The organism is Isoptericola sp. NPDC019571, from assembly GCF_044389385.1.
Classification (GTDB): domain Bacteria; phylum Actinomycetota; class Actinomycetes; order Actinomycetales; family Cellulomonadaceae; genus Isoptericola; species Isoptericola nanjingensis.
Genome location: NZ_JBIRXZ010000003.1, coordinates 424,541 through 443,603, shown reverse-complemented (window position 1 = coordinate 443,603; position 19,063 = coordinate 424,541). Strand labels below are relative to the sequence as shown.

The window sequence follows — 19,063 nt, the reverse complement described above, 5'->3', positions numbered from 1 at the left end:
GAACCCATGAACACCCGTCCCGCACCCTCCCGCACTCCCCTGGCCCGCACCGCCGCCCCCGCCCCCGCCCGACGCCCGCGCGCCGCGCTCGCCTCGTTCGGCATGGTCGGCGTCGTCGGCCTCGCGCTCGCGCTCGCCGGGTGCTCGTCCTCGGACGCCGCCACGTCCGACGGCACTCCCGCGGCCGAGGGCCAGCAGCAGGGCCAGCAGCAGGGCCAGCAGCAGGGGCGGGGAGCGCCCGACGGCGGCGGCCGCGCCCCCGGCGTCTCGGGCGAGGTCGCCGCCGTCGACGGCACGACGGCCCAGGTGCAGGGCGACGACTCCCAGACCGCCGTCACGTGGACGGACGACACCACGATCACGGTCACCGTCGACGGCTCGCTCGACGACGTGACCGTGGGCTCGTGCGTCGTCGCGACGACGGGCGGGATGCCCGGCGGGGGCGACGCGGCCGACGACTCGGGCTCCGCCGACGAGGGCTCCGCGGCGTCGTCCGTCGCGGTGAGCGAGCCGGTGGACGGCGAGTGCACCGGCGGCTTCGGGGGCGGCCTCCCCGGCGGCGGCGGTGGCGGCGAGCGCCCGGAGGGCGCTCCGTCCGACATGCCGACCGACATGCCGTCGGGGATGCCGACCGACATGCCGTCCGGGGGTCCGGGCGGACAGGGCGGCTTCGGCGGCATCACCACCGGGAAGGTCACGGCGCTCGACCGGTCCACCCTCACGGTGACCACCACCTCTCGCGACGGCGAGTCGGCCGAGGAGACCGTCACCGTCGACGACGCCACCGCCTACACCGTGCAGCAGGGCGGCTCGGCCGACGACGTCAGCGTCGGGCAGTGCGTCACGGCGCAGGGCGAGGAGGACGACGGCGGCGCGCTGACCGCGACGAGCCTCACCGTCTCCTCCCCCGGCGGCGACGGCTGCTCCACCGGGTTCGGCGGCCGCGGCGGCTTCCCCGGCCGCTCGGGCGGTGACGGCGATGCGTGACGCGGCCGTGCGCCGGCGCCGCGCGACGCGACGCCGGCTCGTCGCGGCGGGCGTCGTGGTGGTGGTGCTCGGCGCCGGAGGCACGGCGTTCGCGCTGCGGCCCGCCGACACCCGGTACCGCACGGTGGAGGCCACGACCGGTGACGTCGCGCAGCACGTAGCCGTCAGCGCCACGGTCGCTTCGGCGAGCCGCGCGGACACGACGTTCGGCGCGTCCGGCACCGTCGCGTCGGTGCAGGTGGCCGCGGGCGACGAGGTCGAGGCGGGCGACACGCTCGCCACGCTGGACGCGGACGAGCTGCAGGAGGCCGTCGACGACGCCTCCGGGTCGCTCGCGGACGCGAAGCAGACGCTCGCCGACGACCTGGAGGCGCAGGCCTCCGGGACCGCCAGCACGTCGGGCAGCACGACGTCCACCCCCTCGTCCGACGCGGCCGGCTCGGGCGACGTGCAGCCGAGCTCGGCGGCCACCGGCACCTCGACCGGCACCGGCACCGCGACGGTGCAGCTCGTCAGCGCGACGAGCACGACGTCTCGCGTCACGGCGGGCGCGGCGGCGTCCCCCGCCACCGCCGGCGACACCGCCGCCCTCGAGCAGGCGGTCACGGACGCGCGCGCGGCGCTCGCCGCCGCCCAGGAGGACGTGCAGTCGGCCCAGGACGTGCTGCTCGACGGCTACGAGTCCGTGGAGGACGCGCTCCTCGACGGCGCGACGGCGCTCAGCGCCTCGGGCGACGCCGTCAGCGCGGCGACGGGTGACGACAGTGCGTGCGCGGCCGTCCTCGCCGCAACCGACGCCGCAGGCGACGGGGCGGGCGACGGGGCCGGCGACGGGGCCGGCGACGGGGCCGGCGACGGGGCCACGGACGACGACTTCGCCGCCTGCGTGGACGCGATCGTCTCCGCCCAGGAGGCGCTCGTCGCCACCGACACCGCCCAGCAGGCGACAGGACAGGCCGAGAAGGCGCTCACGGACCTCGTGGCCGACCTGGACGACGCCGTGACGACGCTGGGCGAGAAGGCAGACGCGCTCGACGACGCGGTCCAGGCCCTCGAGGACGCCGACACGTCCGGCTCCGGTGGCGGGGCCACCGGCGGCGACACCCCCGCGGGCCAGGCGCCCGAGGCGGAGTCCGGCACCGGCGACACCCCGCAGGGCGACGCGCCGAGCGGCACCGACGACGGCTCGACGCCCTCGGGGTCCGCCGGCTCGGGTGACCTGCCGAGCGGGTCCGGCGGATCCGGCACCTCAGGCATGGGCGGCGCGCCGTCGGGCGGTACCTCGGGCACGGACGGCGGGTCCGGCACCGGCGCGCTCGGCGGCGCCGCGGCGACGTCGGGCACGGTCACGGCCGAGCGCATCCTCGCCGACCGCGCCGCGGTGACGGTCGCGCAGAGCGAGGTCGACATCGCGGAGGCGGCAGCCGCGGCGGGCACCCTCACGGCTCCTGTCTCCGGCACGGTCGCGCAGGTCGACGCCTCGAGGGGCGCGAGCGTCAGCGCGGGCGACGCGGCCGTGACGATCCTCGGCAGCGGCGGCCACGTCCTGTCCACGACGCTCGACCTTGCCGAGGTCGGGTCGGTCGAGGTGGGGCAGCCCGTCACCGCGACGGTTCCGGCGACCGGCGGCGAGTACACCGGCTCGGTGAGCAGCGTGGGGATCCTCGACTCCTCCGAGACGTCGACCCCTGCGTACGCGGCGACGATCGCGCTCGACCCGTCGGACGACAGCCCGTCCGACGACGGCTCGAAGGACGCCGACGCGGAGGGCGACCTGCCCGAGGGCGCCTCGGCGTCGGCGACGATCGAGGTCGCGACCGTGGACGACGTGCTCGTCGTGCCGACGTCGGCCGTGAGCGCGGACGGCTCCGCGCGGACGGTGCGCGTGCTCGACGGAGACGCTGTCCGCACCGTCACGGTCACGACCGGCGCCGTCGGTCCTGAGCGCACCGAGATCACCGACGGGCTCGCCGCCGGCGACGAGGTCGTGCTGGCCGACCTCGACCAGCAGCTCGTGCAGGACGACGACGAGGAGGGATCGGGCGGGCTCGGCGGGCTCGGCGGCTCCGACGAGCAGACCGGGCCGCAGAGCGGCTTCCCGGGCGGCGGGTTCCCCGAGGGCTTCCAGCCGCCCTCGGGTGGCTCACGCTGAGCGCGGGGCGGCGTCCCCCGTGCGCCCACGCGGCAGGCGGACGGTGAACGTCGTCCCCGTCGCACCCGGCAGACGTTCGCCGGCCGTGGCGGACCGGACCGCGATCGTGCCACCGTGGGCGGTGACGATCGCGTCGGCGATCGCGAGGCCGAGGCCGGTCGAGCCCCCGGCCCGGTGGCGCGACGCGTCCCCCCTCGTGAAGCGGCGGAACAGCGCCGGCCGCAGGTCGGGCGTGATGCCCGGCCCGTCGTCGGCCACCTCGATCTCGACGGCGTCCGGCCGGTCCACCAGCCGCACCGCCACGCGCGTCCCCGCGGGCGTGTGCGTGCGGGCGTTCGCGAGCAGGTTCGCCAGCACCTGACGCAGGCTCGCCTCGTCGCCGGTCACGACCAGCGCGTCCTCGCCCGGCTCGGCGTCGTCCCGGGCGACGCCGCCGTCCTCGCCGCCGTCGCCCGGCAGCGCCAGCGCCCACTCGTGGGCGGGACTCGCGGCGTGCGCGTCCATCACCGCGTCGACGGCGAGCGACGCCACGTCGACCGGCTCCAGGTCGAGCGGCCGGCCCGCGTCGAGCCGGGCGAGGAGCAGCAGGTCCTCCACGAGGCCGGTCATGCGCACCGCCTCGGACTCGATCCGGTCGAGCGAGCGCGCCGTGGCGCCGTCCTGCTCGTCGGGGGCGCGGCGCACGAGCTCGGCGTAGCCGCGGATGGTCGCGAGCGGTGTGCGCAGCTCGTGGCTCGCGTCCGCGACGAACCGGCGTACCTGCTGCTCCGACTCGTGCCGCGCCTGCAGCGAGACCTCGACGTGGTCGAGCATCCGGTTGAGCGCGGCGCCCACCTGCCCTACTTCCATCCGCTCGTCCGTGAGCTTCTCGGGCACGCGCGGGATGCCGGCGACCGCGCCCCGGGAGAGCTCGAGCTCGGACACCCGGACCGCGGCCTCGGCGACGTCGTCGAGGGGACGCAGCGAGCGCCGCACGAGCCACGCTCCCCCGACGACCGCGGCCGCCAGGCCCGCCGCCCCGAGCGCCACCTGCACGAGGACGTAGCCCTGCAGGGTCGCGGCGACGGTCGCGGTGCTGGCGGCGACGACCGCGTCCTCGCCGTCCTCGCCGGTCCGGTGCACCGCCCGGAACGCGCCGAGGTGCGGCACGTCGACGGCGTGCGCCCGGCCGTCCGCGGGCACCGCCTGGAGGGCAGCGACCTGCGCGTCGTCGAGGGTCGTGCGCTCCAGCGCGTCCGACACGTGGTCGGCGAGCTCCAGCTCGCCGTCCACGGAGCGCACGACGGCGCTGCCCGGGCCGAAGCCCGCGGGGAAGTCCGACGGGTCGTCGGTCAGGGCGGGCGGCGGGGCGGCGTCCTGGCCATCGGCGCCGTCCGCACCGTTCGCACCGTCCGCGCCGTCGACGCCGGGCGGCCGGGGCCCCGGGCCCTCGACGAGGCGCAGGCTCGCCTGCTCCAGCCGCTGGTCGGCCTGCGCGACGAGCTGGGAGCGCAGCACCGCCGTCGAGACCGTCGCGAGGCCGACCGTCACGACGACGACCACCGCGGCGAGCACGACCGCGAGGCGCCGTCTCAGCGTGACGGGCCTCCGACCCGCCCGCCCACGACGGTCACCCACGGACGCCACCCTCGTCCGGGGCCGCCGCCGGCTTGAGCACGTACCCCACCCCGCGGAGCGTGTGGATCATCGGCTCCCGCCCCTTGTCGATCTTGCGGCGCAGGTAGGAGACGTACAGCTCGACGATGCTGGACTGGCCGCCGAAGTCGTAGTTCCACACGCGGTCGAGGATCTGGGCCTTCGACAGCACCCGGCGCGGGTTGCGCATGAAGAACCGCAGCAGCTCGAACTCCGTCACCGTGAGGTGCAGCTCCACGCCCCCGCGCCGCACCTCGTGGGCGTCCTCGTAGAGCTCCAGGTCGCCGACGACGAGCACCCCGTCCTCGGACCGCGTCACCGCGCCCGCGCGGCGCAGCAGCCCGCGCACCCGGGCGACGACCTCCTCCAGGCTGAACGGCTTCGTCACGTAGTCGTCGCCGCCCACCGTGAGGCCCGCGACCCGGTCCTCGACGGCGTCGCGCGCGGTGAGGAACAGCACGGGCATCCGGGCACCCTGCGCGCGCAGCCGTCGCAGCACCGTGAACCCGTCCATGTCCGGGAGCATCACGTCGAGCACGACGAGGTCGGGGACGGTCTCCCGCGCCAGGCGGAGCGCCGACGCGCCGTCGGGCGCGGCGGCGACGTCCATCCCCTCGAGCCAGAGGGCGGTCGTGAGGAGCTCGGCGAGGTTGAGCTCGTCGTCCACCACGAGCGCGCGGACCGGCGCCCCGTCCGGTCGGGCGAGGAGCGGCTGGTCGGGGCGCCCGACGGTCGTGAAGGAGGGCACGGAGGACGACGTCATGGCGCCAGCCTGCGGCCCCGACCCCCGCGCTCCCTGTGCCGAACCTGTGAACCGCCTATGTCTTCGCCCGCGAACCCGCAGATTACAGCCAGCACATAGGTTGCCCCGCCAGCCTGCAGGCTCCTGATTGTTCACCTGCCGGACGGCCGTGGTTCACCCGCGGACGCACCGGCACCGGCGAGAGGAGCTTCCCGTGCGACGTCGGTCCCGACGTACCGAACCCCGTGCGACGCCGAGCGACACCGAGCCGGACCGCCCGGCAGGGTCCGCGAGCTCGGCACGCACCGCCACCGCGAGCCGGCTGCACGCGTTCAACCGGTTCGAGATCAAGTACCTCGTGCCGCAGCACCAGGCCGAGGAGCTCCGCACCGAGCTGCGCCGGCACATGGACGACGACGCGTACTCCGGCGACCGGGGCTACCCGATCACCAGCGTGTACTACGACACCGACCGGCTGAAGTTCTACTGGGAGAAGATCGAGGGCCTGAAGTTCCGGCGCAAGCTGCGCGTGCGGCACTACGGCACGGCCGACGACCTGACGCCGGACTCGAGGGTCTTCGTCGAGATCAAGCAGCGCGTCAACCGCGTCACGCAGAAGCGCCGGGTCGTGCTGCCGTACCGGGACGCGCTGCGGCTCTGCTCGCCCGAGGGCTACGAGCCCGTGGGCGAGGTCGGCGCCCGGGAGCGTGCGTTCCTCGCGGAGGTCGCCACGCTCGTCGGCGAGCTCGACCTGCGCCCGACGGTGACCACCGGGTACCACCGCGAGGCGTGGGTGGGCCGGGAGGCCGACCTCGGCCTGCGCGTCACCCTCGACCACCGCCTGCGCGGGCGGGACCGCGACTTCCACCTCGCGTCCGAGGCGCCCAACCGGCTCGTCCTGCCGGCCCGCCTGTCCGTGCTCGAGGTGAAGGCCGACGAGCGCGTTCCCGCGTGGGTCACCGACCTCACCGCGCGGATGAGCCTCGACGTCGTGCGGATCTCCAAGTACTGCCAGAGCGTGCAGGCCTTCGGCCTCGTGCCGCGCTCGACCATGCACGCCCCGGACGAGCTCGACGCCGTCCTCGGCGACCCCGCCACCGAAACCACCACCCCGACCGGCGTCGCAGACGCCCCCAACCGAAAGAGTGTCCTCGTCCGATGAACCTGCAAGATCTGAGCGGAACCTTCTCCGTCTTCGACGTCGCGATGACGCTGGTGCTGTCCTTCGTCCTGTCCTCGGCCATCGGCTGGGTGTACAAGCGGACGCACCGGAACATCTCCTACAGCCAGTCCTACGTCCAGACCCTCGTCATCATCGGCATGGTCGTCGCCGTGATCATGCTGGTCGTCGGGTCGAACATCGCCCGCGCGTTCGCCCTCGTCGGCGCCCTGTCCGTGATCCGGTTCCGCAACGCGATCAAGGAGACCCGCGACGTCGGGTTCATCTTCCTCGTGATGGCGATCGGCATGGCCGTCGGCACGCGCTTCTACCTGCTGGCCGCCGCGGCGACCGCGATCATCCTGCTCGTCGTCTTCCTCATGCAGCGCTTCGACTGGTTCAAGCTCGACATCCAGCGGCAGGTGGTCAAGGTCCAGGTGCCACCCGAGCCGCGGTACCAGCAGGACGTCGCCGACGTGCTGGTCCGGCTGACGCAGGAGTTCGAGCTGGTGAGCGTCGAGACCGTGCGCGGCGGCGCCCTGACCGAGCTGTTCTACTCCGTGCGCCTCAAGGGCGGCATCACGACCGCCGAGGTCATCGAGGAGCTCGGTGCGATCAACTCCGGCCAGAAGGTCACGGTCCTGACCGGGTACGACCAGTCCGACATGTGAGCGGGTGACCCACCGACCATGAGCCTCGCAAGCCTTCGCAAGCGCCTCCCGATCCGGTTGCGTCAGCACTGGAAGCCCCTCACCGCGGGGGTCGTCGGGGTGGCCGTCGCCCTGACCTTCTTCGGTGACATCACGATCCGCCCCTACTCCACGAGCTCGGCCGCCGTGAGCGACGAGGAACGCATCACGCAGGACGTCACGGGGACGGTCGACCTCTTCGACGACTCCGTGGACCACGAGATCTCGCTGTCGTACACGCAGGAGCGCTACGACGAGATGCTCGACGCCTATTTCGCCGACGGCGAGAAGGAGTGGATGTCCGCCGACATCACCATCGACGGCACCACGATCCAGGACGTCGCCGTGCGCCTCAAGGGCAACTCCACGCTGTCGTCGCTGGTCGACGACCGCGAGGGGTCCGACACCGAGGGCGAGCGCGCCCCGGGCGGCATCGGCGGAGGCATGGGCGGCGAGGGGGGCGAGGGCGGCGGCATGCCGCAGCCTCCCGAAGGTATGGAGCCGCCCGAGGGCATGGAGCTGCCCGAAGGCGGCGAGATGCCGGAGGGCGGCATGCCCGGCGGCGGTGACGGCGGCGGGTTCGCCGGCACGGGGGTCTCGCTGACCACCGACGAGCCGGAGAACCTGCCGCTGCTGGTGAGCTTCGACGAGAACGAGCCCGGCCGCGCGTACCAGGGCAGGACCGAGCTGTCGCTCCGTCCCGCGAGCGCGTCGAGCACCTCCTCGCTCAACGAGGCTGTCTCGCTCGAGCTCACCAAGCAGTCCGGGCAGCCCACCCAGGACTACTCGTTCACCACCTACACCGTGAACGACCGGCCGACCACGACCCGGCTCGTCGTCGAGAACCCGGACCCGCAGTACGCCGACGGGCTGAAGGGCGACGGGGTGCTCTACAAGCTGCTGTCCACGAGCTCGTTCGAGTACCAGGGGAACGACCAGACCGAGTACACGGACGACTTCAAGCAGGTCAACCTCGTCGGGAGCCAGGACCTGCAACCGATCGTGTCGTTCCTCAGGTGGCTCGACGGCGCGTCGGACGAGGAGTTCGCGGACGAGCTCGACCAGTGGGTCGACGTCGAGTCCTTCGCCACGTACCTCGGCACGCAGGAGGTGCTCGACAACTTCGACACCATCTCCGGGCCCGGCAAGAACGCCTACCTCTACTACGACCTCGACACCGGCCTCATCAGCGTCGTGTCGTGGGACCTCAACCTCGCCCTGGGCGGGATGACCGGTCCCGGTGGCGCCGGCGGCGGCACGATGCCAGGCGGTCGCGGCCAGGGCGGCGACGAGGCCGGTGCCGACGCCGGTGGTGGAGCGGCACCCGACGGCACCGGCGCCCAGGGCCCGCCCGACGGCATGGAGGGCGGCCCCGGAGGAGGGGGTGGCGGCGGCATGGGCGGGATGATGAGCCAGAACGCGCTCGTCACCCGGTTCGAGGAGAACGCCGACTTCTCCGCGAAGACCGACGCCGCCGTCGACGACCTGACCGCCGAGTGGATCGACAGCGGGAAGGCCGCGGAGCTGGTCGACGAGGTGGCGGCCCGCGTGCCCGCCACCGAGGGCGTCGACCGGGCGACGATCGACGCGGACACGCAGTCTGTCCGTGCGAGGCTCGCGCGCGACGACGGTGCGGACGACGCGGGTGCCGCGGACGGCGCCTCAGGCGGGTGACCGGTGGGCGGGGGCGGCGCGCGGCCGCCCCCGCCCACCGGCCTCAGTAGCCCCGCATGCTCTGCCGCAGGGGGCAGTCGAACGGGTCGCGGGCGGCCAGGCCGACGCGGTTGAGATAGCCGACGACGATGGCGTACGACCGCACGAGGCCGGTCTCGGTGTACGGGAGGCCGTTCGCGGCGCAGTGCTCGCGCACCAGGAGACGGGCGCGGGCCAGGTGCGGGCGGGGCATGCTCGGGAACAGGTGGTGCTCGACCTGGTGGTTGAGGCCGCCCATGAGGGCGCTCGTCCAGGCACCGCCGCGGATGTTCCGTGAGGTGAGCACCTGCTTGGACAGGAAGTCGAGGCGGCTGCCCTCGGGGACCATCGGCATGCCCTTGTGGTTGGGCGCGAACGACGCCCCCATGTACACGCCGAACACGGCGAGCTGGACGCCGAGGAAGGCGGACGCCATGCCGAACGGCAGCCACCAGAACACGACCGCCGTGGCGAGGACCAGCCGCAGGCCGATGGTCACGAGCTCGCGCACGCGAGCGCCCCGGTCGGCGTCGGTGCCGTGCAGGAGCGAGCGCACCGACGTCAGGTGCAGGTTGAGGCCCTCGAGGGTGAGGAGGGGGAAGAACAGCCAGCCCTGGTAGCGCGTGATCAGCGCGAGCAGGCCGCGGTGCTCGCGGGCGCCCTCCTCGGTGAACACGATCGTGTCGTTCGCGACGTCCGGGTCCTTGCCCACGTGGTTCGGGTTCGCGTGGTGGCGGGTGTGCTTCGACATCCACCACGAGTAGCTGATGCCGACGACGACGTTCGCCACGACGCGACCGACCCGGTCGTTGACGGGCCCGGTCGCGAAGACCTGCCGGTGCGCGGCCTCGTGCGCGAGGAACGCGAACTGCGTGAGGATCAGCCCGAGCGCGCCGGCGACGAGCAGCTGGAGCCACGAGTCGCCGAGCAGCACGAACCCGCTGGCCGCGGCCCCGAGCGCCAGGACGAGCAGCCCACCCGTCCACAGGTAGTAGCCGTACGCGCGCCGCAGCAGCCCGGCCTCCCGCACGGTGCGGGACAACGCGCTGTAGGAGCTGGTGTGAGGGGCGCCGGAGAGTCGGGCGGCTGCCGCCGAGCCGTCGACGACGGTGGCTGTGGTCATCTGGTCCTCGCAGAGATCGAGGTCGACTTCCCAGCCGTGGGGTGAGCGGTCACTCGATCGTGCGGATGTCTCGACCCTACGGGGTCAGTGACTCAGGACAAGGGGGCTGTCCCCCGAGCGCGCTCTCGTCCGGCACGGTCAACGCGCCTCGACGGTCGACGCGCCCGCGCCGACCCGCCGGTTCCAGGCCGTGACCGCGGCGTCGAGCCGCGCCCTCGCCGTCAGGTAGCGCGAGAGGTCGATCGCCAGGCCCCCGTCGACGACGGAGACCACGTCCTCCACGGCCCATTGCGCGGCCGCGAGCTCGCCGAGCAGGTCGTGGCGTCGGCCCGGCCTGGAGGTCAGGGCGTCGTGGGTCACGGTGCGCCTCCCTCCACGGCGCGGCGGGTCATGCGTCGCGGTGCAGGCGACGACGCAGCTGGGTGATGCGGACGGTGCCGATGATCAGGGCGATGATGCCGACGCCGACACCCGCGATGAGGAGGGCGACGGCGAGCGGGACGGTGCCCTGCATGCCCAGGAAGGAGACCAGGACCAGCTGGGTGTTCTGCAGCAGGAAGACGATCAGCGCGACCAGCAGCAGGGCCGCGACGCAGACGCCGACCCAGACGGCTCCGGCGCGGCTCCGCGGAGCCCTCCCGGGGAGCTCGCCGCTGCTCGTGCGGGTGACTCGGGGAGCCCGGGTCGTGCCGGTCACCTTCCTGCTGGGGTTGCCGTTGGTCGCGGAGGCGAGCGGCGGGGTGGGGGTCGGGGCGGTGGCCATGACGGCCTCCTCGCTTCTCCGGACCCACGCACCTCAGCTGGGGGACGGTCGTCCCGGATACCTCGACTGTACGCGCCATTCGCCCCGTTCGGGCGAAAGTCCGCTACCGCCCGAGCTGCGCCGCCAGGGGGCACTCGAACGGGTCGCGCGCCCTGTGGTCGACGTCGTTGAGGAAACCGACGACGATCCGGTAGGAGACGAAGAAGCCGACCTCGGTGTACGTGACCCCGAGGGTGGAGCAGTACTCCCGCACGAGCGGCTGCACGCGCCGGAGGTTCGGCCGCGGCATGCCCGGGAACAGGTGGTGCTCGATCTGCCGATTGAGGCCGCCCATGAAGAAATCGACGACGGCGTTCCCCCGGATGTTGCGGGACATCAGCACCTGCCGACGCAGGAAGTCGACGTCCGCGTCCGCCGGGACGATCGGCATCCCCTTGTGGTTGGGCGCGAAGGCCCCGCCCAGGAGGACACCGAACAGGCCGAGCTGGACGGCGAGGAAGGCGCCCGCCATCGCGGGCGGCAGCAGGAGCGCGAGGACGGCGACGTTCAGGACCAGGCGGGTCAGCAGGACCGGGACCTCGACGCCGCGGTGGACGACCGGACCACGGCCCAGCACCGTGCGCACGCTCGCCACGTGCAGGTTGAGTCCCTCGAGCGCCAGCAGCGGGAAGAAGAACCAGCCCTGCCTGCGGGCGAACCACCGGCGCCACCCGTGCCGGCTCGCGAGGACCGCCGGCGTGAACGCGATGACCCCGGGTGAGATGTCCGGGTCGTGCCCCTCGCGGTTCGGCGCCCCGTGGTGCGCGTTGTGCTTCGCGGTCCACCACACGTGACTCAGCCCCACGAACGCGTTCGCCAGCACGCGGCCGGTCCAGTCGTTCCAGGCCCGCGAGCGGAAGATCTGCCGGTGCGAGCTGTCGTGCCCGAGGAACGCCAGCTGTGCCAGGACGACCGCCAGGGCCGCGGCGAGCACGAGCTGCCACCAGGTGTCGCCCAGCAGCACCACCCCGGCCCACACCAGGGCGAACGCGACGACCGTCACGACCAGCCGCGACCAGTAGTAGGCGTAGCGGCGGCTGTGGAGGCCGGAGTCCCGCACGACCTTGGCCAAGGCGGCGTAGTCCCTCGTGACGCGCCTCGCGGGGCGACGGACGCCGCGGGGTGCAGGGGCCGGCGCGGGGGTCGGAAGGTCACTCGAAACGGACACGGTCTGCCTCAGCCTTCACCCGGGCGGCGCGCACCGCTTCCGCCTCGCTCCACCGCACCCGCTCTCGTCGCGCCGTTCACGGGCCGTCACGACCTGCTCCTCCACGTCCCGGAGGAGCGCCGCGACCTGGGAGGCGAGACCGCTCGCGAGCGTCGCCAGGTTCGTCCCCGAGATCTCCAGGCGGCGGTCCGCGACCTTGAGCCCCACCCCCGGGTACCCGCGCGCCGCCAGCGTGGACCGGGCGTCCGGCCCCTCGATCAGCGCGCGTTCCTCCGGGGCGACCTGGCGCGAGAAGATCGCGGCGACCGTGTAGCGCTCCGGCTCGGCGTCCGTGCCGAGCTCGTGCGGGAGGGCGGAGTCGAGGATGCCGCGCAGGAAGAGACCGCCCGCGGGCGTGTCGGCCCCGGGAGCTGTGGCTGCGTCGCGGTCGGTGTCGTCGGGCTCGTAGCCGCCGTCGTCGTCCCAGCGCGCCTCGGACGCCATCTCGTCGGTGCCGGAGGACCGAACCTCCGTCGGCGAGCCGTCGTGATCGGCCTCGTGCGGGCCGATCCGTCGATCACCCACCTCTTCACGGTACGCCCCCTCGGAGGCCGCTCGGGCCACCCCGTGCCGAGAAGCTCGTCGCCGCGGCTCCGCCGTATGCTGCCCCTGTGACCCTGACCGAGTTCCTGACCGCACGGCTGGACGAGGACGAGGCGAGGGCGACGGCCGCCGCTCTCCGACGGCGCGAAGGTCCCGACGCGACATCGTCGAGCGAGCTCGATCGGGCGTTCACTCCGGCGCGGCTGCAGGCAGAGGTCGAGGCCAAGCGCCAGCTCGTCCATCTTGCCTACGAGGCGACCGGACTCGACATGGACAAGGACCTCGACCGGGACGTCGACGCACGGGAGGTCAGCGGCATCGAGTTCGTGGGCGAGCGCATGCTCCGGGCCCTCGCGCTCCCCTTCGCCGACCACGCCGACTACCGCGAGGCCTGGCGGCTCTAGCGAGCGCCGACGGCGCACGGGACGGGAGCGGGCAGCTCGACGTGCGGCCCGCTCCGGCCCGTCAGGCGGCCAGCCCTCGCCGGTAGCGCAGGCGTCGCACGAGCCTGGGCCCCGAACGCACCGTGTCGTGGACGCCGTCGTGCTCCCACCCCTGCCGCTCGTAGAAGGCGCGCGCACGCGCGTTGTCCTCGAGCACCCACAACGCCGCATGGAGATATCCCCCCGCAGTGGCGGCGTCGACGGCCGCACGCAGGAGCGACGTGCCGGCGCCGCTGCGCCAGCTCGACGGGACCGTGTACAGAGCTCCGATCTCCGCCACGTGCGCCGGGTCGAGATCGAGGTCCTGGCTCGGGTACCACCGGACGTAGCCGAGGATGTCGTTCTTGTCGCCCTCGCCGTCCTCGACCAGGCACAGGGTGTTCGCGCGATCTCCGTCGCGCTCGCCGAGCCGGTCCACCCACCTCTCGCGCAGGGTCTCCAGCCGGAGCCCGGCGAGCTCGGCGGGATCGAGCACGTCCTGGAACGCCGCAGTCCACGACCGGAGCTCCACCATGGCGAGGCTCTCGAGGTCGCTGGTCAGGGCAGCCCGGCAGATGCGGGTGTTCGACGTCACGGTGCGCGAGTCTGCCACGGCGCGTCCCACCGCACGGAACCGCGGGCTGTCGGGGTCCGGACGTGTCCCGCCCGGGTTCGGTGGCGGCTCTGGTGTGCCCCGGCGTGCCGGAGCCATTCGACCGGGTCGGGCGTTGCGACGCCGCGCGGTCTCCGCGAATGCCTGCGAGGCTTGGCTCGGTTCTGGACCGATGTGTGTCTGTCGAGCAGAGGGAGTCGGGATGCGCGTACGTCCTCGGGCATGGGTGGGTCTGGCCGTGTGGGTCCTGTACGGCGTGGTGGTGATCGTGCTGCAGAAGTCCAGCGGCGTCCCCTACACCGACTTCGGTGACTCGCCGTCGAACCTGTGGCGCGGTGCCGTCGTGTCGCTGGTCGTCGGGGCCGCGGTCCTTGCCGTGGTCACGACGTGGCTGGGCTGGTGGCGGCCCGCGCTGCACGAGCGCCGCACCACGAAGGCGAAGTGGACGGTCATCGCGCCGGGACTGCTCGCGGTGGCCGTGATCGGCAACCTCGCGAGCACGACGTGGTCGGCGGTGAGCCTGGACTTCGTGCTCGCCGCCCTGGCGCTGGGAGTCTTCGTCGGGTTCACCGAGGAGCTGACCACCCGCGGCGTGCTGCTCGTGGGCCTGCGCGGCAGCGTCGCCGAGGTCTGGGCCGTCCTGATCTCGAGCCTGTGCTTCGGCCTGATGCACGGGATCAACATCTTCCTCGGGCAGTCGGTCGCCGCCACCGTGCCCCAGATCGGCCAGGCGTTCCTGCACGGGCTGACGTTCTACATCCTGCGCCGGGTGATCGGTTCCCTGATCGGGGCCATGGTCCTGCACGGCGCGTGGGACTTCTCGGTGTTCAGCCTCGAGCAGGCCGGCGGGTCGAACCCGCTGGCGGTGCTGGCGATCGTGGCCGGCGTGCTGGCACTGATCTTCTTCTGGTTCGCCGCCCGCGACGCTCACGAAGCCGTCGGAGACCGGGCACCCGATCCCGCAGCGGCGAAGGCCTGAGCCCGGGAGATGAACAGCATGCCGGTCGATCCTCCGGGCACCACCAGCACACGGGACGAGGCCGAGGACGTGCGCGTCAGGCCCACCGTTCTCGTCGGCCTCGCCGTGGTCGCGACCTACGCCGTCCTCATCACGGTCGACGACCTGCTGCCCGGCGGCGGCGACGGCGAGATCACCGATCCCACTCTCGCGTTCCTGCGCACGCACGTCCTGCCCCTGACGATCATCGCCGTCCTGCTGGTCGTGTTCGTGCGCCGCGCGGGCTGGTGGGCTCCCGTCTGGCACGAGACTCCCCGTCAGCGGGTGCCGCGGTGGTGGTGGGCGTTCCCGGCCGTCTATCTGGTGGTCATCGCCGGGAACCTCAGCCAGGTCGACTGGACCCAGGCCCCCAGCTATCTCGTGGTCGTGGCGGCCGGTACGCTCCTGGTCGGGTTCACCGAGGAGCTCGCACTGCGCGGGATCCTGCTCACCGGCGCCCGCGGCTCGTGGTCCGAGCTGCCCGCGTTCTTCCTGACGTGCCTGGTGTTCGGAGCACTGCACACCCTGAACCTGCTGCACGGCGCCCCGCTGGTCCCCACCCTCATCCAGGTCGCAGTCACGTCGTTCCTCGGCGCCGTCTACTACGCCGTCCGGCGCGCCGCCGGGGGCCTGTGGCTCGCCATCGCGCTCCACTTCCTGGCCGACTTCGCGCTCTACGCAGCCGGCTACTCGGACTCCAGCAATGGCAATCCGCCCTTGTGGGGCGCCATGGCGCTGACGCTCCTCGGGGTGCTGAGCATTCCGCTCATCGTGTCGGTCGGCCGCCGGGCGCGACAGCCACGCTGAACCACGACGGTTCCGCGACGTCACCGAGCCTGCGAATGGCAGCCGACCGACTGCCACCACCTCAGGATCCTCACCGTGCGGGCCAGCTCACGCGAGCGCAGCTTGACCGCTGGCCGCCTGCTTCTCCTCCGCGCTGGGCGCTCACCCGGGAGTGTCCGATGGACGGTTGCGACATAGGCATGGGCGGCCCCGGCGCTGGTGGGTGACTCGGCGGTCGGGTCACGGCGCGGCGATGTCGAGGGATTTCTCCTTGAACTTGGTGGCGATCGCGGCCCGCATGAGTCGGTTGGTGAGCTTGTTGCTGGTGACCTTGGACATGACGTTGCGGGTGGCGAGGTCACGTCGGGTCTGGGGCACGAACATGGACAGTCCGTCGGTGCGACCGGAGCGCTGCTGGACGTCGACGAAGGGGCGCAGGCGCTGCTCCCACTCGCGCAGGGCGCGGGTGGTGTTGCCGGGGTTGCGGGCGAGCGTGGTGCCGAGCAGGTCGGCGCCGGCCATGCCCAGGGAGGCGCCCATGCCCGAGTAGAGGGTGAGGCACCAGGCGGAGTCGCCGACGAGGACGACGCGGTCGGTGTGCCAGGTGGGCATGTCGACCTGGTGGACGGAGTCGAAGAGGCTGTCGTCGGCCGCTTCGAACTGCTCGAAGAGGTTCTCGAGGATCGGGCCCGCCGGTTCAGGGCCGTAGGCGGCTCGCAGGGACTCGATGGGCTCGCGGCGGAACTCGGCGTCCTCGTCGTCGGTGCGGTAGGAGAACAGCACGCCGGGTGCGTGGTCGGCGAAGGGGAACACCCAGGCCGAGCGCCCTTCTTCGGCGAGGGTCAGCCCGTCGGTGGGCCGGAATCCGGGCACCTGTTCCTTGAGGAGGGTCGCGCCGATGATGTGGTTGAGCGGGCGCAGCAGCTGGGAGTCGGGCCCGAACGCCAGTCGGCGGACGGTCGAGCGCAGGCCGTCGGCGCCGACCACGAGGTCGAACCGTTCGGTGGTCTCGGTCGTGGCCCATCCAGGGCCGGCGCCGGAGGTGGTGCGCAGCGTGACGTCGACGCCGTCGTCGTGCTCGTCGATCGCGACCGGGGTGGTGCCGTACCGGATCTCTGTGGTGGCGGCGATCTGGGGGTAGAGGGCGGCCTCGATGTCGCCGCGCATGATCAGGCGCGGGTCACCGGGCAGGTCGCCGTATCCCATGCTCGGCCGACGTCGCTCGCCGGACCTGTCGACGTCGTACGTCTTGCCGTCCGGGTCGGCGCGGTTGCCGATGGCGTCCAGCACGCCCATGCGCTGCGCCGTCGCGCGGCCGGTCTCGAACAGGCCGACGAAGTAGCCGGCCGGGCGGCGTTCGGGCGCGCGCTCCACGAGCAACGGCTCCCAGCCGACCTCTCGCAGCCGCATGGCCGTGGCCAGTCCAGCGATACCCATCCCGACGACCAGTGCTCGCGGTGCGCTCATTCCTCATCACTCCCAACAAACGGAGACCTGTTCTCCGTTTCTGCGACGGAGCGTATCACGAACCGGAGCCGCCGCCTCCGTTTCATTGCTAGGCTGGGATGCATGAGCACGTCATCAGCCCCGGACGCCAGGCCGTTGCGCGCGGACGCCGAGCGCAATCGTCAGCGCCTGATCGCCTCCGCCCGTGACCTGTTCGCGAGCCGCGGGCTCGACGTCACGCTCGACGACGTCGCACGGCACGCGGGCGTGGGCGTGGGCACGGCCTACCGGCGGTTCGCGAACCGCAGCGAGCTCGTCGCGGCCGTCCTGAACACCGCGGTGCAGCGCGTGGTCGAGCGTGCGGAACAGGCCCTCCTGCTCGACGACCCGTGGGAGGCGTTCGAGCAGTTCTTCCTCGCGGCGACCGCCGACTTCGCCGAGAACCGCGGCCTGCGGCAGATCCTCCTCGAGGGCGGCCATGGCACCGGCGTCGCGTTCGACATCGCGAGCGAGCGACTCTCGCCCGCCGTCGAAGGGCTCATCGTTCGCGCCCAGGAGGCCGGGCAGCTACGTACGGACATCGAGCCGTCGGACTTTCCGCTGATCCAGCTCATGCTGGGCGCGGTCACCGAGCGCAGTCGCGACGTCGCGCCCGACCTGTGGCGGCGCTACGTCAGCCTCTTCCTGGACGGCCTACGAACGCGGCGCGACTCCCCCACCCCGCTCGCCGCACCCGCGCTCACCAACGACGAGTTCGACCGCAGCCTCACCTAGCGGAGGGTCTGCATGGCCCTGTGGAGGTAGGGCTGTCCGCTCAAGTCCACGAGCGGTCGGCGCAGCGATGCAAGTCAGGGCCACAAGACAAGGGATGGTGGGCCCGGAGGGACTCGAACCCCCGACATCCACGGTGTAAGCGTGGCGCTCTGACCAGCTGAGCTACAGGCCCTGGGCAGCGCAGCAAAGAATACCCGGCGAGGAGCGCCCCACCGGACACCTGCGCACCCCTGCTCCGAGTCAGATCTCGGCGAGCGCCTCGCGGTATGCCTCGAGGTCCCGCCGTTGGCCACGCGGGTTGACGACCGACCACCGCACGATCCCGTCGGCATCGACGAGGAAGGTGCCGCGCAGCGCGTGGCCGCTCGTGGGGTCGAAGACGCCGTAGGCGTCGGCGACGGCGCCGTGGGGCCAGAAGTCGCTGAGCAGGTCGAAGCCGAAGCCCTCCTGCTCGTGCCAGGCCTTGAGCGTGAAGACCGGGTCGGTGGAGACGGCCAGCAGGCGCACCCCGGCCGCCTCGAAATCCTCGATGTTGTCGCGCAGCTCGCACAGCTCACCGGTGCAGATGCCTGAGAACGCGAACGGGAAGAACACGAGCAGCACCGCCTCGCCGCGCAGGTCGGCGAGGTGCACGGGAGTGCCGTGCGTGTCCGGCAGCGTGAAGTCGGGCGCGGGGTCGCCCGCACGCCACCGCACCTCAGGGGCCGTGCTCGTCACCAGGTCAGCGTCCGCGGCCGCGGTTGGCCAGCTTTGTGGCCGACCAGTCGGGCGCGACGGCGAACGTGCTCGTGGCGTGCAGGCCGGCGGTGGTCGCGGCCTCCTGGATCTCGTCGTGGCCGACGTGGCCGTCGCGACCCGGCTTCGGCGTCAGCAGCCAGATGAGGCCGCCGTCGTCGAGCACCGTCAGGACGTCGACGAGCATGTCCGTGAGGTCGCCGTCCTCGTCGCGCCACCACGCGATGACGCCGTCGGTGACGTCGTCGTAGTCCTCGTCGACCAGCTCGCTGCCGACCGCGGCCTCGACCTCGGCCCGCAGCGCGTCGTCGACGTCGTCTCCCCACCCGAACTCTTGCACGACCTGCCCGGGCGTGAACCCGAATCGAGCTGCCGGGGATTCCGCCTGCTTACCCACTTTGGACCTTCGTTCCTCTCCGTCTGACCATCACCGACGCGTACGGACGCGCGCGGGGCGCACGTCTGTGTGTGCGCCAACGTAGTCCACCGGAAGGACGTCCGCCCGGCAACCCCCGCCCGCCCGTGGTTTGCTCGGAGCGGGGCTGCACAGTGACCTCGG

General features: G+C 72.9%; 20 protein-coding genes and 1 tRNA gene. 9 read left to right on the top strand and 12 right to left on the bottom strand.

What is annotated here, in order from left to right:
* Nucleotides 1-6 precede the first annotated feature (6 nt).
* Nucleotides 7-987 (top strand): DUF5666 domain-containing protein, encoded by a 981-nt coding sequence (locus ACH443_RS07815; RefSeq protein WP_430589964.1) that lies wholly within the window; start codon nucleotides 7-9, stop codon nucleotides 985-987.
* Nucleotides 980-3,139 carry a biotin/lipoyl-binding protein gene (locus ACH443_RS07810; RefSeq protein ID WP_430589963.1) on the top strand — a complete coding sequence of 720 codons (2,160 nt, stop codon included), beginning with the start codon at nucleotides 980-982 and terminating at the stop codon, nucleotides 3,137-3,139. Before ACH443_RS07815 ends, ACH443_RS07810 begins: the two co-directional genes overlap by 8 nt.
* Here ACH443_RS07810 and ACH443_RS07805 read toward each other — a convergent pair.
* Complete coding sequence (locus ACH443_RS07805) at nucleotides 3,131-4,756, bottom strand: sensor histidine kinase (protein WP_430589962.1); 1,626 nt, start codon at nucleotides 4,754-4,756, stop codon at nucleotides 3,131-3,133. The genes ACH443_RS07810 and ACH443_RS07805 overlap by 9 nt on opposite strands.
* Nucleotides 4,749-5,537: a response regulator transcription factor gene (locus ACH443_RS07800; protein ID WP_430589961.1), complete on the bottom strand. Its 789-nt coding sequence runs from the start codon at nucleotides 5,535-5,537 to the stop codon at nucleotides 4,749-4,751. Before ACH443_RS07800 ends, ACH443_RS07805 begins: the two co-directional genes overlap by 8 nt.
* A 193-nt stretch (nucleotides 5,538-5,730) precedes the next feature.
* Between ACH443_RS07800 and ACH443_RS07795 the strand changes: the two genes are divergently transcribed.
* Genes ACH443_RS07795 through ACH443_RS07785 form a run of 3 tightly spaced genes read left to right on the top strand, consistent with a single transcriptional unit; the run spans nucleotide 5,731 to nucleotide 9,038 of the window.
* On the top strand, nucleotides 5,731-6,678 hold the full coding sequence (locus ACH443_RS07795) for a polyphosphate polymerase domain-containing protein (RefSeq protein WP_430589960.1): 948 nt from the start codon (nucleotides 5,731-5,733) through the stop codon (nucleotides 6,676-6,678).
* On the top strand, nucleotides 6,675-7,346 hold the full coding sequence (locus tag ACH443_RS07790; RefSeq protein WP_430556660.1) for a DUF4956 domain-containing protein: 672 nt from the start codon (nucleotides 6,675-6,677) through the stop codon (nucleotides 7,344-7,346). Before ACH443_RS07795 ends, ACH443_RS07790 begins: the two co-directional genes overlap by 4 nt.
* A gap of 18 nt (nucleotides 7,347-7,364) precedes the next feature.
* Entirely contained in the window at nucleotides 7,365-9,038 is a 1,674-nt protein-coding gene (locus tag ACH443_RS07785) for a CotH kinase family protein (protein WP_430556661.1), read from the top strand.
* Nucleotides 9,039-9,081: 43 nt separating this feature from the next.
* On the opposite strand, the gene ACH443_RS07780 is transcribed toward ACH443_RS07785, so the two are convergent.
* The 5 genes from ACH443_RS07780 to ACH443_RS07760 form a co-directional block, all read right to left on the bottom strand.
* On the bottom strand, nucleotides 9,082-10,179 hold the full coding sequence (locus tag ACH443_RS07780) for a fatty acid desaturase family protein (protein ID WP_430589959.1): 1,098 nt from the start codon (nucleotides 10,177-10,179) through the stop codon (nucleotides 9,082-9,084).
* 138 nt (nucleotides 10,180-10,317) lie between these two features.
* Entirely contained in the window at nucleotides 10,318-10,539 is a 222-nt protein-coding gene (locus tag ACH443_RS07775) for a hypothetical protein (RefSeq protein WP_429764222.1), read from the bottom strand.
* 28 nt (nucleotides 10,540-10,567) lie between these two features.
* Entirely contained in the window at nucleotides 10,568-10,942 is a 375-nt protein-coding gene (locus tag ACH443_RS07770; protein ID WP_430589958.1) for a lipopolysaccharide assembly LapA domain-containing protein, read from the bottom strand.
* Nucleotides 10,943-11,045: 103 nt separating this feature from the next.
* Nucleotides 11,046-12,053, bottom strand: a complete 1,008-nt coding sequence (locus ACH443_RS07765) for an acyl-CoA desaturase (protein WP_430589957.1) — start codon at nucleotides 12,051-12,053, stop codon at nucleotides 11,046-11,048.
* A gap of 111 nt (nucleotides 12,054-12,164) precedes the next feature.
* Entirely contained in the window at nucleotides 12,165-12,713 is a 549-nt protein-coding gene (locus tag ACH443_RS07760) for a hypothetical protein (RefSeq protein ID WP_430589956.1), read from the bottom strand.
* A gap of 86 nt (nucleotides 12,714-12,799) precedes the next feature.
* Here ACH443_RS07760 and ACH443_RS07755 point away from each other — a divergent pair, with 86 nt between their 5' ends.
* A complete protein-coding gene (locus ACH443_RS07755) occupies nucleotides 12,800-13,135 on the top strand; it encodes a DUF6221 family protein (protein ID WP_430589955.1) in 336 nt (111 codons plus the stop codon).
* Nucleotides 13,136-13,196: 61 nt separating this feature from the next.
* On the opposite strand, the gene ACH443_RS07750 is transcribed toward ACH443_RS07755, so the two are convergent.
* Nucleotides 13,197-13,748 carry a GNAT family N-acetyltransferase gene (locus ACH443_RS07750; RefSeq protein ID WP_430589954.1) on the bottom strand — a complete coding sequence of 184 codons (552 nt, stop codon included), beginning with the start codon at nucleotides 13,746-13,748 and terminating at the stop codon, nucleotides 13,197-13,199.
* A gap of 220 nt (nucleotides 13,749-13,968) precedes the next feature.
* Here ACH443_RS07750 and ACH443_RS07745 point away from each other — a divergent pair, with 220 nt between their 5' ends.
* Together ACH443_RS07745 and ACH443_RS07740 are read left to right on the top strand one after the other, a co-directional pair.
* On the top strand, nucleotides 13,969-14,745 hold the full coding sequence (locus ACH443_RS07745; protein ID WP_430589953.1) for a lysostaphin resistance A-like protein: 777 nt from the start codon (nucleotides 13,969-13,971) through the stop codon (nucleotides 14,743-14,745).
* Between the two features lie 18 nt (nucleotides 14,746-14,763).
* Nucleotides 14,764-15,570 (top strand): lysostaphin resistance A-like protein, encoded by an 807-nt coding sequence (locus tag ACH443_RS07740; protein WP_430589952.1) that lies wholly within the window; start codon nucleotides 14,764-14,766, stop codon nucleotides 15,568-15,570.
* Nucleotides 15,571-15,789: 219 nt separating this feature from the next.
* On the opposite strand, the gene ACH443_RS07735 is transcribed toward ACH443_RS07740, so the two are convergent.
* Nucleotides 15,790-17,016, bottom strand: coding sequence for an FAD-dependent monooxygenase (locus ACH443_RS07735; RefSeq protein ID WP_430589951.1), 1,227 nt, complete (start codon nucleotides 17,014-17,016; stop codon nucleotides 15,790-15,792).
* Nucleotides 17,017-17,118: 102 nt separating this feature from the next.
* Between ACH443_RS07735 and ACH443_RS07730 the strand changes: the two genes are divergently transcribed.
* Nucleotides 17,119-17,769 (top strand): TetR/AcrR family transcriptional regulator, encoded by a 651-nt coding sequence (locus ACH443_RS07730; RefSeq protein WP_430589950.1) that lies wholly within the window; start codon nucleotides 17,119-17,121, stop codon nucleotides 17,767-17,769.
* A 95-nt stretch (nucleotides 17,770-17,864) separates the two neighbouring features.
* Here ACH443_RS07730 and ACH443_RS07725 read toward each other — a convergent pair.
* The 3 genes from ACH443_RS07725 to ACH443_RS07715 all read right to left on the bottom strand — a co-directional run bounded on the left by ACH443_RS07725 (nucleotide 17,865) and on the right by ACH443_RS07715 (nucleotide 18,901).
* Nucleotides 17,865-17,941, bottom strand: a tRNA-Val gene (locus ACH443_RS07725).
* A 68-nt stretch (nucleotides 17,942-18,009) separates the two neighbouring features.
* On the bottom strand, nucleotides 18,010-18,486 hold the full coding sequence (locus ACH443_RS07720; RefSeq protein WP_429764205.1) for a peroxiredoxin: 477 nt from the start codon (nucleotides 18,484-18,486) through the stop codon (nucleotides 18,010-18,012).
* 4 nt (nucleotides 18,487-18,490) lie between these two features.
* On the bottom strand, nucleotides 18,491-18,901 hold the full coding sequence (locus tag ACH443_RS07715) for a DUF3052 domain-containing protein (protein WP_429764203.1): 411 nt from the start codon (nucleotides 18,899-18,901) through the stop codon (nucleotides 18,491-18,493).
* Between the last annotated feature and the right edge of the window lie 162 nt (nucleotides 18,902-19,063).

Excerpts from the sequence above, each read along its gene's own strand:
- ACH443_RS07800 (WP_430589961.1), bottom strand. The coding sequence starts at position 5,537 with ATGACGTCGTCCTCCGTGCCCTCCTTCACGACCGTCGGGCGCCCCGAC.
- ACH443_RS07780 (WP_430589959.1), bottom strand. The coding sequence starts at position 10,179 with ATGACCACAGCCACCGTCGTCGACGGCTCGGCGGCAGCCGCCCGACTC.
- ACH443_RS07735 (WP_430589951.1), bottom strand. The coding sequence starts at position 17,016 with ATGAGCGCACCGCGAGCACTGGTCGTCGGGATGGGTATCGCTGGACTG.
- ACH443_RS07730 (WP_430589950.1), top strand. The coding sequence starts at position 17,119 with ATGAGCACGTCATCAGCCCCGGACGCCAGGCCGTTGCGCGCGGACGCC.
- ACH443_RS07745 (WP_430589953.1), top strand. The coding sequence starts at position 13,969 with ATGCGCGTACGTCCTCGGGCATGGGTGGGTCTGGCCGTGTGGGTCCTG.
- ACH443_RS07810 (WP_430589963.1), top strand. The coding sequence starts at position 980 with ATGCGTGACGCGGCCGTGCGCCGGCGCCGCGCGACGCGACGCCGGCTC.
- ACH443_RS07790 (WP_430556660.1), top strand. The coding sequence starts at position 6,675 with ATGAACCTGCAAGATCTGAGCGGAACCTTCTCCGTCTTCGACGTCGCG.
- ACH443_RS07815 (WP_430589964.1), top strand. The coding sequence starts at position 7 with ATGAACACCCGTCCCGCACCCTCCCGCACTCCCCTGGCCCGCACCGCC.
- ACH443_RS07785 (WP_430556661.1), top strand. The coding sequence starts at position 7,365 with ATGAGCCTCGCAAGCCTTCGCAAGCGCCTCCCGATCCGGTTGCGTCAG.
- ACH443_RS07770 (WP_430589958.1), bottom strand. The coding sequence starts at position 10,942 with ATGGCCACCGCCCCGACCCCCACCCCGCCGCTCGCCTCCGCGACCAAC.
- ACH443_RS07740 (WP_430589952.1), top strand. The coding sequence starts at position 14,764 with ATGCCGGTCGATCCTCCGGGCACCACCAGCACACGGGACGAGGCCGAG.